Here is an 18,550-nt window from a genome sequence, read left to right as displayed (position 1 = left end):
CCGTGAATTAATGGCGGAAGTGGCGCATGTCGGTGAAGATCATGGCGATACCATGTTCGTCCGCGGCGGCAATTACTTCTTCATCGCGGATAGAGCCGCCCGGCTGGATAACGCAGGTGATGCCGACGGCCGCGGCGGCATCAATACCATCGCGGAACGGGAAGAAGGCGTCAGAAGCCATGGCGGAGCCTTTCACTTCCAGACCTTCGTCACCGGCTTTAATCCCGGCAATTTTCGCCGAGTAGACGCGGCTCATCTGACCGGCGCCGATACCGATGGTCATATTATTTTTGGCATAAACGATGGCGTTGGATTTGACGAATTTCGCCACTTTCCAGCAGAACAGCGCATCGCGTAGCTCTTGCTCGCTCGGCTGACGTTTGCTGACCACGCGCAGTTCGCCCGCGGTGACCATACCAAGATCGCGGTCCTGAACCAGCAAGCCGCCATTGACACGTTTGAAATCGAGACCCGCGACGCGAGCATCCCACTGGCCGCAGACCAGCACGCGGACGTTCTGCTTAGCGGCGGTGATTTTCAGCGCTTCTTCGCTGGCGGATGGCGCGATGATCACTTCGACGAACTGGCGAGAGATGATCGCCTGCGCGGTTTCAGCATCCAGCTCGCGGTTAAAGGCTATGATGCCGCCGAAGGCGGAGGTTGGATCGGTTTTGTAAGCGCGATCGTAGGCGTCGAGGATCGAGTCGCTGACGGCAACGCCGCACGGGTTGGCATGCTTAACGATAACGCAGGCCGGCTCGTTGAACTCTTTCACACACTCCAGCGCCGCATCGGTATCGGCAATGTTGTTATAGGAGAGCGCTTTGCCCTGCAGCTGGGTGGCGGTCGCCACGGAGGCTTCTTTTACATTCTCTTCTATATAGAAGGCAGCCTGCTGGTGGCTGTTTTCGCCGTAGCGCATATCCTGCTTCTTAATGAAGTTTAGATTCAGGGTACGCGGGAAGCGGCCAGCGGCTTCTTTGCTTTCGCCGTGATAGGCCGGAACCATACTGCCGAAGTAGTTAGCGATCATGCTGTCGTAAGCGGCGGTGTGTTCGAAGGCTTTAATCGCGAGGTCGAAACGGGTGTCCAGCGTGAGAGAACCTTCGTTGGCGTCCATCTCATTAATGATGGCGTCGTAGTCGCTGCTCTTAACCACGATGGCGACATCTTTATGGTTCTTCGCCGCGGAGCGCACCATAGTCGGGCCGCCGATATCGATGTTTTCCACCGCGTCTTCCAGCGAGCATCCTTCACGAGCGACGGTCTGGGCGAACGGGTAGAGGTTAACGACAACCATATCGATAGGCGCGATACCGTGTTGCTGCATGATACCGTCATCCTGACCGCGACGACCGAGGATGCCGCCGTGTACTTTCGGATGCAGGGTCTTCACGCGTCCATCCATCATTTCCGGGAAACCGGTGTAGTCAGAGACTTCGGTAACCGGCAGGCCTTTATCTGCCAGCAGGCGAGCGGTGCCGCCGGTGGACAGCAGCTCGACACCACGAGCGGAAAGCGCCTGCGCGAATTCGACGATACCTGCCTTGTCAGAAACACTGAGCAGGGCGCGGCGGACTGGACGACGTTGTTGCATGGTATTAAATCCCCAGGATTTGAACATTACAGAGAGCGTTAGGTGAGTTTTTGCCTAAAAACTCACCTAACGCACCCAACCGGGCATCCGTGTCATAGCGCGGCATTGTAACGAAAACGTTTGCGCAACGCTCGCGAATTTTTATCTTTCTCTTTAAGCCGATGGTTCTCTCCTTATATGGCAATGGATGTACCGGGGTTTAAGCCGTGTTTTGCCGTGTGCCTGTGGATAATTCTGTGTGTAAAAGGGTATAAAGCGGGGTTTTGCTGGGGAATGCAGCAGTCAGTCATTTTTCTGCAATTTTTCTATTGCAGGTGCTCGAGAACTCCCTATAATGCGCCTCCATCGACACGGCGGATGTGAATCACTTCACACAAACAGCCGGTTCGGTTGAAGAGAAAAATTCTGAAATTCAGGGTTGACTCTGAAAGAGGAAAGCGTAATATACGCCACCTCGCGACAGAGCGCTAAAGCGCGTCGCAACTGCTCTTTAACAATTTATCAGACAATCTGTGTGGGCACTCAAAGTGACATGGATTCTTAACGTCCTCGGACGAAAAATGAATACCAAGTCTCTGAGTGAACATACGTAATTCATTACGAAGTTTAATTCACGAGCATCAAACTTAAATTGAAGAGTTTGATCATGGCTCAGATTGAACGCTGGCGGCAGGCCTAACACATGCAAGTCGAGCGGTAGCACAGAGAGCTTGCTCTCGGGTGACGAGCGGCGGACGGGTGAGTAATGTCTGGGAAACTGCCTGATGGAGGGGGATAACTACTGGAAACGGTAGCTAATACCGCATAACGTCGCAAGACCAAAGTGGGGGACCTTCGGGCCTCATGCCATCAGATGTGCCCAGATGGGATTAGCTAGTAGGTGGGGTAATGGCTCACCTAGGCGACGATCCCTAGCTGGTCTGAGAGGATGACCAGCCACACTGGAACTGAGACACGGTCCAGACTCCTACGGGAGGCAGCAGTGGGGAATATTGCACAATGGGCGCAAGCCTGATGCAGCCATGCCGCGTGTATGAAGAAGGCCTTCGGGTTGTAAAGTACTTTCAGCGAGGAGGAAGGCGTTAAGGTTAATAACCTTGGCGATTGACGTTACTCGCAGAAGAAGCACCGGCTAACTCCGTGCCAGCAGCCGCGGTAATACGGAGGGTGCAAGCGTTAATCGGAATTACTGGGCGTAAAGCGCACGCAGGCGGTCTGTCAAGTCGGATGTGAAATCCCCGGGCTCAACCTGGGAACTGCATTCGAAACTGGCAGGCTAGAGTCTTGTAGAGGGGGGTAGAATTCCAGGTGTAGCGGTGAAATGCGTAGAGATCTGGAGGAATACCGGTGGCGAAGGCGGCCCCCTGGACAAAGACTGACGCTCAGGTGCGAAAGCGTGGGGAGCAAACAGGATTAGATACCCTGGTAGTCCACGCCGTAAACGATGTCGACTTGGAGGTTGTGCCCTTGAGGCGTGGCTTCCGGAGCTAACGCGTTAAGTCGACCGCCTGGGGAGTACGGCCGCAAGGTTAAAACTCAAATGAATTGACGGGGGCCCGCACAAGCGGTGGAGCATGTGGTTTAATTCGATGCAACGCGAAGAACCTTACCTACTCTTGACATCCAGAGAACTTAGCAGAGATGCTTTGGTGCCTTCGGGAACTCTGAGACAGGTGCTGCATGGCTGTCGTCAGCTCGTGTTGTGAAATGTTGGGTTAAGTCCCGCAACGAGCGCAACCCTTATCCTTTGTTGCCAGCGGTCCGGCCGGGAACTCAAAGGAGACTGCCAGTGATAAACTGGAGGAAGGTGGGGATGACGTCAAGTCATCATGGCCCTTACGAGTAGGGCTACACACGTGCTACAATGGCATATACAAAGAGAAGCGACCTCGCGAGAGCAAGCGGACCTCATAAAGTATGTCGTAGTCCGGATTGGAGTCTGCAACTCGACTCCATGAAGTCGGAATCGCTAGTAATCGTAGATCAGAATGCTACGGTGAATACGTTCCCGGGCCTTGTACACACCGCCCGTCACACCATGGGAGTGGGTTGCAAAAGAAGTAGGTAGCTTAACCTTCGGGAGGGCGCTTACCACTTTGTGATTCATGACTGGGGTGAAGTCGTAACAAGGTAACCGTAGGGGAACCTGCGGTTGGATCACCTCCTTACCTTAAAGAACCTGCCTTTGTAGTGTCCACACAGATTGTTTGATAAATGATAAATTTCAAAATGTACTGTTAAGTGCATTGTGAAATTTTGCTCTTTAAAAATCTGGATCAAGCTGAAAATTGAAACGACACACAGTTAATGTGTGTTCGAGTCTCTCAAATTTTCGCAATCAGAAGTGAAACATCTTCGGGTTGTGAGGTTAAGCGACTAAGCGTACACGGTGGATGCCCTGGCAGTCAGAGGCGATGAAGGACGTGCTAATCTGCGAAAAGCGTCGGTAAGGTGATATGAACCGTTATAGCCGGCGATGTCCGAATGGGGAAACCCAGTGCAATTCGTTGCACTATCGTTAACTGAATACATAGGTTAACGAGGCGAACCGGGGGAACTGAAACATCTAAGTACCCCGAGGAAAAGAAATCAACCGAGATTCCCCCAGTAGCGGCGAGCGAACGGGGAGCAGCCCAGAGTCTGAATCAGCTTGTGTGTTAGTGGAACGGTCTGGAAAGTCCGACGGTACAGGGTGATAGTCCCGTACACCAAAATGCACAGGCTGTGAACTCGAAGAGTAGGGCGGGACACGTGGTATCCTGTCTGAATATGGGGGGACCATCCTCCAAGGCTAAATACTCCTGACTGACCGATAGTGAACCAGTACCGTGAGGGAAAGGCGAAAAGAACCCCGGCGAGGGGAGTGAAAAAGAACCTGAAACCGTGTACGTACAAGCAGTGGGAGCACCTTTATGGTGTGACTGCGTACCTTTTGTATAATGGGTCAGCGACTTATATTCTGTAGCAAGGTTAACCGTATAGGGGAGCCGCAGGGAAACCGAGTCTTAACTGGGCGTTAAGTTGCAGGGTATAGACCCGAAACCCGGTGATCTAGCCATGGGCAGGTTGAAGGTTGGGTAACACTAACTGGAGGACCGAACCGACTAATGTTGAAAAATTAGCGGATGACTTGTGGCTGGGGGTGAAAGGCCAATCAAACCGGGAGATAGCTGGTTCTCCCCGAAAGCTATTTAGGTAGCGCCTCGTGAACTCATCTTCGGGGGTAGAGCACTGTTTCGGCTAGGGGGTCATCCCGACTTACCAACCCGATGCAAACTACGAATACCGAAGAATGTTATCACGGGAGACACACGGCGGGTGCTAACGTCCGTCGTGAAGAGGGAAACAACCCAGACCGCCAGCTAAGGTCCCAAAGTCACAGTTAAGTGGGAAACGATGTGGGAAGGCACAGACAGCCAGGATGTTGGCTTAGAAGCAGCCATCATTTAAAGAAAGCGTAATAGCTCACTGGTCGAGTCGGCCTGCGCGGAAGATGTAACGGGGCTAAACTGTGCACCGAAGCTGCGGCAGCGACACTATGTGTTGTTGGGTAGGGGAGCGTTCTGTAAGCCTGCGAAGGTGACCTGTGAGGGTTGCTGGAGGTATCAGAAGTGCGAATGCTGACATAAGTAACGATAATGCGGGTGAAAAGCCCGCACGCCGGAAGACCAAGGGTTCCTGTCCAACGTTAATCGGGGCAGGGTGAGTCGACCCCTAAGGCGAGGCCGAAAGGCGTAGTCGATGGGAAACAGGTTAATATTCCTGTACTTGGTGTTACTGCGAAGGGGGGACGGAGAAGGCTATGTTAGCCGGGCGACGGTTGTCCCGGTTTAAGCATGTAGGCGGAGGTTCCAGGTAAATCCGGTACCTTTTAACGCTGAGGTGTGATGACGAGGCACTACGGTGCTGAAGTAACAAATGCCCTGCTTCCAGGAAAAGCCTCTAAGCATCAGGTAACATCAAATCGTACCCCAAACCGACACAGGTGGTCAGGTAGAGAATACCAAGGCGCTTGAGAGAACTCGGGTGAAGGAACTAGGCAAAATGGTGCCGTAACTTCGGGAGAAGGCACGCTGATATGTAGGTGAAGCCCCTGCGGGTGGAGCTGAAATCAGTCGAAGATACCAGCTGGCTGCAACTGTTTATTAAAAACACAGCACTGTGCAAACACGAAAGTGGACGTATACGGTGTGACGCCTGCCCGGTGCCGGAAGGTTAATTGATGGGGTTATCCGTAAGGAGAAGCTCTTGATCGAAGCCCCGGTAAACGGCGGCCGTAACTATAACGGTCCTAAGGTAGCGAAATTCCTTGTCGGGTAAGTTCCGACCTGCACGAATGGCGTAATGATGGCCAGGCTGTCTCCACCCGAGACTCAGTGAAATTGAACTCGCTGTGAAGATGCAGTGTACCCGCGGCAAGACGGAAAGACCCCGTGAACCTTTACTATAGCTTGACACTGAACATTGAGCCTTGATGTGTAGGATAGGTGGGAGGCTTTGAAGCGTGGACGCCAGTCTGCGTGGAGCCAACCTTGAAATACCACCCTTTAATGTTTGATGTTCTAACGTTGGCCCCTAATCGGGGTTGCGGACAGTGTCTGGTGGGTAGTTTGACTGGGGCGGTCTCCTCCCAAAGAGTAACGGAGGAGCACGAAGGTTAGCTAATCCTGGTCGGACATCAGGAGGTTAGTGCAATGGCATAAGCTAGCTTGACTGCGAGCGTGACGGCGCGAGCAGGTGCGAAAGCAGGTCATAGTGATCCGGTGGTTCTGAATGGAAGGGCCATCGCTCAACGGATAAAAGGTACTCCGGGGATAACAGGCTGATACCGCCCAAGAGTTCATATCGACGGCGGTGTTTGGCACCTCGATGTCGGCTCATCACATCCTGGGGCTGAAGTAGGTCCCAAGGGTATGGCTGTTCGCCATTTAAAGTGGTACGCGAGCTGGGTTTAGAACGTCGTGAGACAGTTCGGTCCCTATCTGCCGTGGGCGCTGGAGAATTGAGGGGGGCTGCTCCTAGTACGAGAGGACCGGAGTGGACGCATCACTGGTGTTCGGGTTGTCATGCCAATGGCATTGCCCGGTAGCTAAATGCGGAAGAGATAAGTGCTGAAAGCATCTAAGCACGAAACTTGCCCCGAGATGAGTTCTCCCTGAGACTTTAAGTCTCCTGAAGGAACGTTAAAGACGATGACGTTGATAGGTCGGGTGTGTAAGCGTAGCGATACGTTGAGCTAACCGATACTAATGAACCGTGAGGCTTAACCTTACAACGCCGAAGATGTTTTGGCGATTTGAGACGATTTTCAGCGTGATACAGATTAATCAGTGCGTCGTAATGACGGGCTGGTAAAACAGAATTTGCCTGGCGGCGATAGCGCGGTGGTCCCACCTGACCCCATGCCGAACTCAGAAGTGAAACGCCGTAGCGCCGATGGTAGTGTGGGGTCTCCCCATGTGAGAGTAGGGAACTGCCAGGCATCAAATAAAACGAAAGGCTCAGTCGCAAGACTGGGCCTTTTGTTTTTGTGTTTTGCGGCCAGACGCGCCGCCGTCTCCCCGGTGGCGCTGCGCTTACCGGGGCTACAGTCCTGTAGCCCGGAAAAGGTGCGCAGCACCGCCTCCGGGGAAAGCCGCTGCCATAGCAACGTAAACGAAAGGCTCCGTCGGAAGACCGGGCCTTTTGTTTTTGTGTTTTGCGGCCAGACGCGCCGCCGTCTCCCCCGGTGGCGCTGCGCTTACCGGGGCTACAGTCCTGTAGCCCGGAAAAGGTGCGCAGCACCGCCTCCGGGGAAAGCCGCTGCCATATCGACGTAAACGAAAGGCTCAGTCGGAAGACCGGGCCTTTTGTTTTGGTGTTTTATGGCCAGACGCGCCGCCATCTCCCCCGGTGGCGCTGCGCTTACCGGGGCTACCGCTCCTTCCCCGGGCTATACCGCCTGCGGGAAAATCCCACCTCTTAAATCCTCCTTGAAACTTTCTCACCTTACGCTTGCAGACTCGACATTTTGCTTATTCCTGGTTATTGTCAGCTATCTGGATGTCTAAACGTTTATACGTATGTAATGAGGTGATACAGCTATGCCAATTCGGGTGCAGGACGAGCTACCGGCCGTCAATTTCTTGCGCGATGAAAACGTCTTCGTGATGACCACATCGCGTGCTACAACTCAGGAAATCCGCCCGCTGAAGGTGTTAATTCTCAATCTGATGCCAAAGAAGATCGAGACGGAGAATCAGTTTCTGCGGCTGCTGTCGAACTCGCCGCTGCAGGTTGATATCCAGCTGCTACGCATCGATGCGCGTGAATCACGTAATACGCCGACGGAGCACCTGAATAACTTTTACTGCAACTTCGACGATATTCGCGAACAGAATTTCGATGGTTTGATTGTTACCGGCGCGCCGTTAGGGCTGGTCGAGTTTAACGATGTTGCCTACTGGCCGCAGATTAAACAGGTACTGGAGTGGGCAAAGGATCACGTCACGTCAACGTTATTTGTCTGTTGGGCGGTACAGGCCGCGTTAAATATTCTGTATGGCATCCCCAAGCAAACTCGTACCGAAAAGATCTCTGGCGTTTATGAACACCATATTTTGCACCCGCATGCGCTGCTGACTCGCGGGTTTGATGACACCTTCCTTGCGCCTCATTCGCGCTATGCCGACTTCCCGGCCGGGCTGATTCGGGACTACACCGACCTCGATATTCTCGCCGAAACCGAAGATGGCGATGCCTATCTGTTCGCCAGCAAAGATAAGCGCATCGCTTTTGTTACCGGTCATCCTGAATACGATCCGCATACCCTGGCAAGTGAATACTTCCGCGATCTGGAGGCAGGTTTAGCGCCACAGCTTCCGGACAACTACTTCCCGAATAATGATCCAAACAATAAACCGCGGGCGACCTGGCGCAGCCATGGCAATCTCCTGTTTGCTAACTGGCTTAACTATTACGTCTACCAAATCACACCATACGATCTGCGTCATATGAATCCAACGCTGGATTAATCTACCAGCGCGTACGATCCTAAAGCGTTTCAGCATCTCGCCTCAGGCACCTTCGGGTGCCTTTTTTATTTCCGAAAACAACTTCCCCTTCTATTTTAACTTTAATTCTTTTGTTATCAGTATGTTGATGCAATATTAAATTAAAAATGGAAATTGTTTTTGATTTTGAAAAATTCTTGAGTAGTCTTAATTGTGCTGAGCGAAAAGCAAACAACGATCTTTCGCTCGCGCTATCAGGATCAACCAAGAGGAGCTGCACAATGACGCAACAGGCGACAATGACCGATGAACTGGCATTCAGCCAGCCTTATGGCGAGCAGGAGAAGCAAATTCTGACTGCGGAAGCGGTGGAGTTCCTGACGGAACTAGTGAGCCGTTTTACGCCTGAGCGTAATCAACTGTTGGCAGCACGCGTCCAGCAACAGCAGGCCATTGATGGCGGCAAGCTTCCTGATTTTATTTCGGAAACAGCTTCCATTCGTAATGGCGACTGGAAAATACGCGGTATTCCGACCGATTTACAGGATCGCCGCGTTGAAATCACCGGTCCTGTTGAACGCAAGATGGTGATTAATGCCCTGAATGCTAACGTCAAAGTCTTTATGGCCGATTTCGAAGACTCGCTGGCGCCGGATTGGCACAAAGTGATTGATGGCCAAATCAACCTGCGCGATGCGGTCAACGGCACCATCAGCTACACCAACGAAGCAGGGAAAATTTATCAGCTACAGCCCGACCCGGCGGTACTGGTCTGCCGCGTTCGCGGCCTGCATCTGCCGGAAAAGCACGTCACCTGGCAGGGTGAGGCGATACCCGGCAGTCTGTTCGATTTTGCGCTCTATTTCTTCCACAACTACCAGGCGCTGCTAGCGAAAGGGAGCGGCCCCTATTTCTATCTGCCGAAGACCCAGGCCTGGCAGGAAGCGGCATGGTGGAGCAAAGTCTTCAGCTTTACCGAGGATCGCTTTGAACTGCCGCGCGGCACCATTAAGGCCACGCTGCTGATTGAAACGCTGCCGGCGGTGTTCCAGATGGATGAAATCCTGCATGCGCTGCGCGACCACATTGTTGGCCTGAACTGCGGGCGCTGGGACTATATCTTCAGCTATATCAAGACGCTGAAAAACCACCCAGACCGCGTCCTGCCGGATCGCCAGGTGGTGACGATGGATAAGCCCTTCCTCAGCGCCTATTCACGCCTGCTGATTAAGACCTGTCATAAACGCGGCGCCTTCGCGATGGGCGGTATGGCGGCCTTTATCCCGAGCAAAGACGCCGAGCGCAATCGTCAGGTGCTGAATAAAGTCACCGCCGATAAAGAGCTGGAGGCCAACAATGGCCACGATGGCACCTGGATTGCGCATCCGGGACTGGCGGATACGGCGATGGGCGTCTTTAACCGCGTACTGGGCGAACATCCTAACCAGCTGTTTGTTACCCGCAATGACGACGCGCCGATTACCGCCGAGCAGCTGCTGGCTCCCTGCGAGGGCGAGCGCACCGAAGCCGGCATGCGCGCTAATATCCGCGTGGCGGTGCAGTACATCGAGGCCTGGATCTCCGGCAACGGCTGCGTACCGATTTACGGCCTGATGGAAGATGCGGCGACGGCTGAGATTTCGCGTACCTCTATCTGGCAGTGGATCCATCACCAGAAAACCCTGAACGACGGCACACCGGTTACCAAGGCGCTGTTCCGCCAGTGGCTGGCTGAAGAGCTGATGGTGATTCAGGAAGAGTTGGGAGAACACCGCTTCAGCCACGGTCGCTTTGACGATGCGGCGCGGCTGATGGAGCAAATCACCACTTCCGACGAACTGATCGACTTCCTGACTCTGCCAGGTTACCGCCTGCTGGCGTAATTCACCCCATCACAATATGGAGCATCTGCACATGAAAACCCGTACCCAACAAATCGAAGAATTAAACAAAGAGTGGACGAACCCGCGCTGGGAAGGCATTACCCGCCCATATAGCGCGGAAGAGGTGGTGAAGTTACGCGGCTCGGTGAACCCGGAATGCACGCTGGCGCAGCTTGGCGCGGCGAAAATGTGGCGTCTGCTGCATGGTGAAGCGAAAAAGGGTTATATCAACAGCCTTGGCGCGTTAACCGGCGGCCAGGCGCTGCAGCAGGCGAAGGCGGGCATTGAAGCCATCTACTTGTCTGGCTGGCAGGTCGCCGCCGACGCCAACCTGGCCTCCAGTATGTACCCGGATCAATCGTTATACCCGGCTAACTCGGTGCCGTCGGTAGTTGATCGGATCAACAATACCTTCCGTCGCGCCGATCAGATCCAGTGGGCGGCGGGGATTGAGCCGAACGATCCGCGTTTTATCGACTATTTCCTGCCGATCGTCGCCGATGCGGAAGCCGGTTTTGGCGGCGTGCTGAACGCCTTTGAGCTGATGAAATCGATGATTGCGGCCGGTGCAGCGGCCGTGCATTTCGAAGACCAGCTGGCGTCGGTGAAGAAGTGCGGACATATGGGCGGCAAGGTGCTGGTGCCGACGCAAGAGGCGATTCAGAAGCTGGTCGCCGCGCGTCTGGCGGCGGATGTGATGGGGGTACCGACGCTGCTTATCGCTCGTACCGACGCCGATGCCGCTGACCTGATTACCTCGGATTGCGATCCTTACGATCGCGAGTTTATCTCCGGCGATCGCACCAGCGAAGGTTTCTATCGCACCCATGCCGGAATCGAACAGGCAATCAGCCGCGGCCTGGCCTACGCGCCTTATGCCGATCTGGTATGGTGTGAAACCTCTAAACCGGACATTGAACAGGCACGCCGTTTCGCCGAGGCGATCCACGCCCGCTTCCCGGGCAAGCTGCTGGCCTATAACTGCTCGCCATCCTTTAACTGGAAGAAAAATCTCGACGATAAAACCATCGCCAGCTTCCAGCAGCAGCTGTCGGATATGGGCTATAAATTCCAGTTCATTACCCTGGCGGGTATCCACAGCATGTGGTTCAACATGTTCGACCTGGCTCACGCCTACGCGCAGGGCGAAGGCATGCGTCACTACGTCGAAAAGGTACAGCAGCCGGAGTTTGCCGCCGGGCCGGAAGGCTACACCTTCGTCTCGCATCAGCAGGAGGTGGGCACCGGGTACTTCGACAAAGTGACCACCATTATCCAGGGGGGGACCTCGTCGGTAACGGCGCTGACCGGCTCGACCGAAGAATCGCAGTTTTAAGCAATGCCCGGTAGCGCTGCGCTTACCGGGCCTACAAAGGTGTAGGCCGGATAAGCTAACGCGCCATCCGGCATGATGTTGTGCCGGATGGGGGAAAGCGATGACGCGTGGCCTGGAACTACTGATTGCCCAAACCATTTTACAGGGATTCGACGCCCAGTACGGGCGTTTTCTGGAAGTCACTTCCGGCGCACAGCAGCGCTTCGAACAAGCGGACTGGCACGCCGTGCAGCAGGCGATGAAGCAGCGTATCCACCTCTACGATCACCACGTGGGTCTGGTGGTAGAACAGCTGCGCTGCATTACCGAAGGGAAAAGTACCGACGTCGATTTTCTTCTGCGGGTGAAACAGCAGTACACCCAACTTTTGCCGGATTATCCTCGCTTTGAAATTGCGGAGAGCTTTTTCAACTCGGTCTACTGCAGACTGTTTGACCACCGCTCGCTGACCCCCGAGCGGCTCTTTATTTTTAGCTCCCAGCCGGAACGTCGTTTTCGCACGATTTCGCGACCGCTGGCGAAGGATTTTTATCCCGAACGCGGCTGGGAATACCTGATGCATAACCTGCTTGCCGATTTGCCGCTGCGCCTGCCGTGGCAAAACAAAGGGCGTGATATCGGTTATATCGTCAGTCATTTACGTGAAGCTCTCGGTGGAGAACTGTTATCGCAGTCGCATCTGCAGGTGGCGAATGAGCTGTTTTATCGTAATAAAGCCGCCTGGCTGGTAGGTAAACTGGTTACACCGATGGCGACGCTGCCGTTCCTGCTGCCGATACATCGTAGCGATGACGGACAGCTATTTGTTGATACCTGCCTGACGACCCACGCCGAGGCGAGTATCGTCTTTGGTTTCGCCCGCTCCTATTTCATGGTCTACGCGCCGCTGCCCGCGGCGCTGGTTGAATGGCTGCGCGAGATTCTGCCGGGAAAAACTACCGCCGAGCTGTATATGGCGATTGGCTGTCAGAAGCATGCTAAAACGGAAAGTTATCGCGAGTATCTGCACTATGTTACCCGCAGCGATGAGCAGTTTATCGAAGCGCCGGGCATCCGTGGGATGGTGATGTTGGTATTTACCCTGCCGGGATTCGACCGGGTATTTAAGGTGATTAAAGACCGCTTTGCGCCGCAAAAAGAGATGACCGCCGCCCACGTCCGCGCCTGCTATCAGCTGGTCAAAGAACACGACCGCGTCGGGCGGATGGCGGATACCCAGGAGTTTGAAAACTTCGTGCTCGATAAGCGGCAAATCGCGCCCGAGCTGATGGCGCTGTTGCAGGCGGAAGCGGGGAATAAGTTGACCGACCTCGGCGATCGCATTGCCATCAGCCATCTTTATATTGAACGAAGGATGGTGCCGCTTAATATCTGGCTGGAGCAGGTGGAAGGCCAGGCGCTACGCGACGCGGTAGAAGAGTACGGGAATGCTATTCGCCAACTGGCGGCCGCCAATATCTTCCCCGGCGACATGCTGTTTAAAAACTTCGGCGTCACGCGCCACGGGCGGGTGGTATTCTACGATTATGATGAAATTTGCTACATGACCGAGGTGAATTTCCGCGATATTCCGCCGCCGCGCTATCCGGAAGATGAGTTGGCCAGTGAACCCTGGTATAGCGTGTCCCCGGGCGATGTCTTCCCGGAAGAGTTCCGCCACTGGCTGTGCGCCGATCCGCGGATCGGACCGCTACTGGAGGAGATGCACGCCGATTTACTGCGTGCCGATTACTGGCGTGAACTGCAGACGCGCATTAAAAACGGGCACGTGGAAGATGTGTACGCTTACCGGCGTAAGCAGCGTTTTAGCGTGCGCTATGGCGCCGACAGTAGGGCGGATAAGGCGTTTACGCCGCCATCCGGCAAGGTGCGCCGATCTGCCTGATGGCGCTACGCTTATCAGGCTTACTCAAAATGCCCCTTTGGGGCATTTTTATTATTTAACCCCGCCGTACGCCAGCGTGACTTCTTTTGCAGCCTTAATAACCAATGCGCCAAGCTCGGTCACCCGATCGTCGGTCATGCGTGAAATTGGCCCGGAGATGGAGATAGCGGCGAACGGCTCGCGGTGTTCGTCGTAAATACAGGAGGCGATACAGCGCAGCCCCAGCGCATGTTCTTCATCATCAAATGAATAGCCGCGTTTACGCGTCTGGGCCAAATCCTCTTTCAAATGTACCGGAGAAACCAGGGTGGCGTGAGTGTAAGCATGCAGCCCTTTCCGATGTAGCAGCGTGGTGACTTCTTCTTCACTCAACTGCGCCAGAAACGCTTTTCCGGCGCCTGACGCGTGCATCGGCAATTTGCCGCCAATCGGCGCCGACATGCGCATCAGCTGCGTACATTGCACCTGGTCGATAATAATCGCCTGATGATCGCTTTTATCCAGCACCGCCAGGTTGACCGTTTCGCCGGAATCTTCCATCAGCTGGCGCAGGATAGGATGGACAATGGCCAGCAGATTGCGGCTTTGCAGGAAGCTGCTGCCGACGACAAACGCATGCGCGCCGATCGCCCAGTGCCCCAGCTCGCCGACCTGGCGCACAAAACCGAGCTGCTGCATGGTGGTGAGCAGACGATGGGTCGTGGAGTTAGGTAGCCCCGCCTGCTGCGCCAGTTCGGTGAGCGCGACGCTGCTATGCGATTCAGAAATCCATTCAAGCAGTTTCAGACCGCGGGTAAGCGACTGAACTTGCCCGCCAGCCTGCGCGGCAGGGGCGGCAGCAGCGGGTTTTCTGCCGCGTTTGGCGGGAACCGGGGTAGCCATGATGAACTCCTTTTTTCTGTATCGTGGAAATGATTTTCGTTTTATTTGGCGATAATGCAATCACAACCAGACTGATCGGAGGAGTGAAGTTGAACTTGTCTCATGTTGCTGCAGGTTTCCTTTTCCAGCAGGGTGGTTTATGCCAGTATGGTTTGTTGGCTTTTTGGTCTGAGTTGAGCGCTGTCGGGAGTCTGTGTGAGTAACAAAGTAGAACAATTACATCAGCAGTTAAAAGAACGCATTCTGGTTCTGGACGGGGGCATGGGCACCATGATCCAGGGCTATCGTCTGAGTGAGCAGGATTTCCGCGGCGAACGCTTTGCCGATTGGCCGTGCGACCTGAAAGGCAATAACGACCTGCTGGTCCTCAGCAAGCCTGAGGTCATCCGCGAGATCCACGACGCCTATTTCGCCGCCGGCGCGGACATTATCGAGACCAACACCTTCAACTCGACAACCATCGCGATGGCGGATTACCAGATGGAATCCCTGTCGGCGGAAATCAACTTTGCCGCCGCAAAGCTGGCCCGCGCCAGCGCCGACGCGTGGACCGCGCGTACGCCGGAAAAACCGCGCTATGTGGCGGGGGTGCTTGGTCCGACCAACCGCACCGCTTCTATTTCTCCGGACGTCAACGATCCGGCCTTTCGGAATATCACGTTCGATCAGCTGGTGGCCGCCTATCGTGAATCCACCAAAGCGCTGGTGGAAGGCGGCTCGGACCTGATTCTGATTGAAACGGTCTTTGACACCCTGAACGCCAAAGCGGCGATTTTCGCGGTAAAAGAAGAATTTGAGGCGCTCGGCGTCGAGCTGCCGATTATGATTTCCGGCACTATCACCGATGCCTCCGGACGTACACTGTCCGGGCAGACGACCGAAGCGTTCTATAATTCGCTGCGCCACGCCGATGCCCTGACCTTCGGCTTAAACTGCGCGCTGGGGCCGGATGAGCTGCGCCAGTACGTGCAGGAGCTTTCGCGGATCGCGGAATGCTACGTTACCGCGCACCCGAACGCCGGCCTGCCGAACGCCTTCGGCGAATACGATCTGGATGCCGATACCATGGCGGCGCAAATTCGCGAATGGGCGCAGGCCGGTTTCCTTAATATCGTCGGCGGCTGCTGCGGCACCACCCCCGAGCATATCGCCGCCATGAGCCGGGCGGTAGAGGGCTTGCCGCCTCGCCAGCTGCCGGAACTGCCAGTCGCCTGCCGTCTGTCTGGCCTGGAGCCGCTGAACATCGGCGACGATAGCCTGTTCGTCAACGTGGGCGAGCGTACCAACGTTACCGGCTCCGCTAAATTTAAGCGCTTAATCAAAGAAGAGAAATACAGTGAAGCGCTGGACGTGGCGCGCCAGCAGGTAGAAAGCGGCGCGCAGATTATCGATATCAACATGGATGAGGGGATGCTCGATGCCGAAGCGGCGATGGTGCGTTTCCTCAACCTGATAGCGGGTGAACCGGATATTGCCCGCGTGCCGATTATGATCGACTCCTCCAAGTGGGAAGTCATCGAAAAAGGGCTCAAGTGCATTCAGGGCAAGGGCATCGTTAACTCGATCTCGATGAAAGAGGGCGTCGAACCCTTTATTCATCACGCTAAGCTGGTTCGCCGCTACGGCGCGGCAATGGTCGTCATGGCCTTTGATGAAGTGGGCCAGGCCGATACCCGCGAGCGCAAAATCGAAATTTGCCGTCGCGCCTACAAAATCCTCACCGAAGAGGTCGGCTTCCCGCCGGAAGATATCATCTTCGACCCCAACATTTTTGCCGTCGCCACCGGTATTGAAGAGCACAATAACTACGCTCAGGACTTTATCGGCGCCTGTGAAGACATCAAACGCGAGCTGCCGCATGCGCTGATTTCCGGCGGCGTCTCCAACGTGTCGTTCTCGTTCCGCGGTAACGATCCGGTGCGTGAAGCGATCCACGCCGTCTTCCTCTACTACGCTATCCGCAACGGTATGGATATGGGCATCGTCAATGCCGGCCAGCTGGCGATATACGACGATCTGCCTGGCGAGCTGCGCGATGCGGTCGAAGACGTAATTCTTAACCGCCGCGATGACAGTACCGAAAGATTACTTGAGCTGGCGGAAAAATATCGCGGCAGCAAAGCGGACGATAGCGCGAACGCTCAGCAGGCGGAATGGCGCAGCTGGGACGTGAAAAAGCGTCTTGAATACTCGCTGGTCAAAGGCATTACCGAATTTATCGAGCAGGATACGGAAGAGGCGCGCCAGCAGGCCGAACGCCCAATCGAGGTGATTGAAGGCCCGCTGATGGATGGCATGAACGTCGTCGGCGACCTGTTCGGTGAAGGCAAAATGTTCCTGCCGCAGGTGGTAAAATCCGCGCGGGTGATGAAACAGGCGGTGGCCTACCTCGAACCTTACATCGAAGCCAGCAAAGAACAGGGCTCCAGCAACGGTAAGATGGTGATCGCCACCGTGAAAGGCGATGTGCACGATATTGGTAAAAACATCGTCGGTGTAGTGCTGCAGTGCAACAACTACGAAATTATCGATCTCGGCGTGATGGTGCCGGCAGAGAAAATCCTGCGTACTGCGCGCGAAGAAAACGCCGATCTGATTGGCCTCTCAGGGCTTATCACGCCGTCGCTGGACGAAATGGTCAACGTGGCTAAAGAGATGGAGCGTCAGGGCTTCACTATCCCGCTGCTAATTGGCGGAGCGACGACCTCGAAAGCCCATACCGCGGTGAAAATCGAGCAGAACTACAGTGGCCCGACGGTTTACGTGCAGAACGCCTCGCGTACCGTAGGAGTGGTTTCAGCCCTGCTGTCGGCAACCCAGCGCGATGATTTTGTCGCCCGTACCCGTAAAGAGTATGAAACCGTGCGAATCCAGCACGGGCGTAAAAAACCGCGCACGCCGCCGGTGACTCTGCAGGCGGCGCGGGAAAACGATCTGGCGTTTGACTGGGAGAGCTACACTCCTCCGGTGGCCCATCGTCTGGGCGTGCAGGAGGTGGAAGCCAGCATCGAAACGCTGCGTAACTACATCGACTGGACGCCGTTCTTTATGACCTGGTCGCTGGCGGGCAAATATCCGCGTATCCTGGAAGATGAAGTGGTGGGTGAAGAGGCACAGCGCCTGTTTAAAGACGCCAACGATTTGTTGGATAAACTCAGCGCCGAAAAAACGCTGAACCCGCGCGGCGTGGTCGGGCTGTTCCCGGCTAACCGCGTTGGCGACGATGTGGAAATCTATCGTGATGAAACCCGTACCCACGTGCTAACGGTCAGCCATCACCTGCGCCAGCAAACCGAAAAGGTTGGCTTCGCGAACTACTGCCTCGCCGATTTTGTCGCGCCGAAGCTGAGCGGTAAAGCGGACTACATCGGGGCTTTCGCGGTAACCGGCGGGCTGGAAGAAGACGCGCTGGCGGAAGCCTATGAAGCGCAGCACGACGACTATAACAAGATCATGGTTAAGGCCATCGCCGACCGTCTGGCGGAAGCCTTCGCCGAGTATCTGCATGAGAAAGTGCGTAAGGTTTACTGGGGCTATGCGGCCAATGAGAACCTCAGCAATGAAGAGCTGATCCGCGAAAATTACCAGGGGATCCGCCCGGCGCCCGGTTATCCGGCCTGCCCGGAACACACCGAGAAAGCGACCATCTGGGAACTGTTGGATGTGGAAGCGCATACCGGTATGAAGCTCACCGAGTCCTTCGCCATGTGGCCTGGCGCATCGGTTTCCGGCTGGTACTTCAGTCATCCGGACAGTAAGTACTTCGCCGTGGCGCAGATCCAGCGCGACCAGGTGGAAGATTACGCCCTGCGTAAGGGGATGACGGCGGCCGAAGTTGAGCGTTGGCTCGCCCCTAACCTCGGCTATGATGCCGACTAACGAAATATGTTTCGTTACAACAAACAGGGCGCTCTTTGAGCGCCTTGTCTCTTTATTGAAGTTAACCCCTTATACTGAAGGGAGGTTTAAACCTCA

General features: G+C 55.0%; 7 protein-coding genes and 3 rRNA genes. 8 read left to right on the top strand and 2 right to left on the bottom strand.

All coding sequences use genetic code 11. From position 1 onward, the window contains the following. Nucleotides 1–7 precede the first annotated feature (7 nt). Nucleotides 8–1,597: a bifunctional phosphoribosylaminoimidazolecarboxamide formyltransferase/IMP cyclohydrolase gene (gene purH / locus ABLV66_RS24040; protein ID WP_045397317.1), complete on the bottom strand. Its 1,590-nt coding sequence runs from the start codon at nt 1,595–1,597 to the stop codon at nt 8–10. Nucleotides 1,598–2,225: 628 nt separating this feature from the next. On the opposite strand from purH, the gene ABLV66_RS24035 reads away from it, so the two are divergent. The 7 genes from ABLV66_RS24035 to aceK all read left to right on the top strand — a co-directional run bounded on the left by ABLV66_RS24035 (nt 2,226) and on the right by aceK (nt 13,693). Next, nucleotides 2,226–3,765: ribosomal RNA gene (locus ABLV66_RS24035) — 16S ribosomal RNA — on the top strand. Nucleotides 3,766–3,963: 198 nt separating this feature from the next. Further along, nucleotides 3,964–6,868, top strand: a 23S ribosomal RNA gene (locus tag ABLV66_RS24030). Between the two features lie 95 nt (nt 6,869–6,963). Further along, a 5S ribosomal RNA gene (gene rrf / locus ABLV66_RS24025) occupies nt 6,964–7,079 on the top strand. Together the 16S, 23S and 5S rRNA genes form the textbook arrangement of a ribosomal RNA operon. A 601-nt stretch (nt 7,080–7,680) precedes the next feature. Further along, nucleotides 7,681–8,610 carry a homoserine O-acetyltransferase MetA gene (gene metA / locus ABLV66_RS24020; RefSeq protein WP_045396850.1) on the top strand — a complete coding sequence of 310 codons (930 nt, stop codon included), beginning with the start codon at nt 7,681–7,683 and terminating at the stop codon, nt 8,608–8,610. A gap of 260 nt (nt 8,611–8,870) precedes the next feature. Then, nucleotides 8,871–10,472, top strand: a complete 1,602-nt coding sequence (gene aceB, locus ABLV66_RS24015) for a malate synthase A (protein WP_045396846.1) — start codon at nt 8,871–8,873, stop codon at nt 10,470–10,472. A gap of 31 nt (nt 10,473–10,503) precedes the next feature. After that, nucleotides 10,504–11,808: an isocitrate lyase gene (aceA, locus tag ABLV66_RS24010; protein ID WP_015368800.1), complete on the top strand. Its 1,305-nt coding sequence runs from the start codon at nt 10,504–10,506 to the stop codon at nt 11,806–11,808. Between the two features lie 100 nt (nt 11,809–11,908). After that, nucleotides 11,909–13,693, top strand: coding sequence for a bifunctional isocitrate dehydrogenase kinase/phosphatase (aceK, locus tag ABLV66_RS24005; protein ID WP_047078477.1), 1,785 nt, complete (start codon nt 11,909–11,911; stop codon nt 13,691–13,693). Nucleotides 13,694–13,744: 51 nt separating this feature from the next. Here the strand turns inward: aceK and iclR are convergent, their stop codons facing one another. Continuing rightward, nucleotides 13,745–14,575 (bottom strand): glyoxylate bypass operon transcriptional repressor IclR, encoded by an 831-nt coding sequence (gene iclR / locus ABLV66_RS24000; RefSeq protein WP_045396840.1) that lies wholly within the window; start codon nt 14,573–14,575, stop codon nt 13,745–13,747. Nucleotides 14,576–14,770: 195 nt separating this feature from the next. Between iclR and metH the strand changes: the two genes are divergently transcribed. Then, nucleotides 14,771–18,454 (top strand): methionine synthase, encoded by a 3,684-nt coding sequence (metH, locus tag ABLV66_RS23995; protein ID WP_047045827.1) that lies wholly within the window; start codon nt 14,771–14,773, stop codon nt 18,452–18,454. Nucleotides 18,455–18,550 lie beyond the last annotated feature (96 nt).

Source organism: Klebsiella sp. CN_Kp073 (assembly GCF_040065495.2).
Taxonomy (GTDB): Bacteria; Pseudomonadota; Gammaproteobacteria; order Enterobacterales; family Enterobacteriaceae; genus Klebsiella; species Klebsiella aerogenes.
This window is presented reverse-complemented; position numbering and strand designations above follow the sequence as displayed.

Excerpts from the sequence above, each read along its gene's own strand:
- metA (WP_045396850.1), top strand. The coding sequence starts at position 7,681 with ATGCCAATTCGGGTGCAGGACGAGCTACCGGCCGTCAATTTCTTGCGC.
- aceB (WP_045396846.1), top strand. The coding sequence starts at position 8,871 with ATGACGCAACAGGCGACAATGACCGATGAACTGGCATTCAGCCAGCCT.
- purH (WP_045397317.1), bottom strand. The coding sequence starts at position 1,597 with ATGCAACAACGTCGTCCAGTCCGCCGCGCCCTGCTCAGTGTTTCTGAC.
- aceA (WP_015368800.1), top strand. The coding sequence starts at position 10,504 with ATGAAAACCCGTACCCAACAAATCGAAGAATTAAACAAAGAGTGGACG.
- aceK (WP_047078477.1), top strand. The coding sequence starts at position 11,909 with ATGACGCGTGGCCTGGAACTACTGATTGCCCAAACCATTTTACAGGGA.
- iclR (WP_045396840.1), bottom strand. The coding sequence starts at position 14,575 with ATGGCTACCCCGGTTCCCGCCAAACGCGGCAGAAAACCCGCTGCTGCC.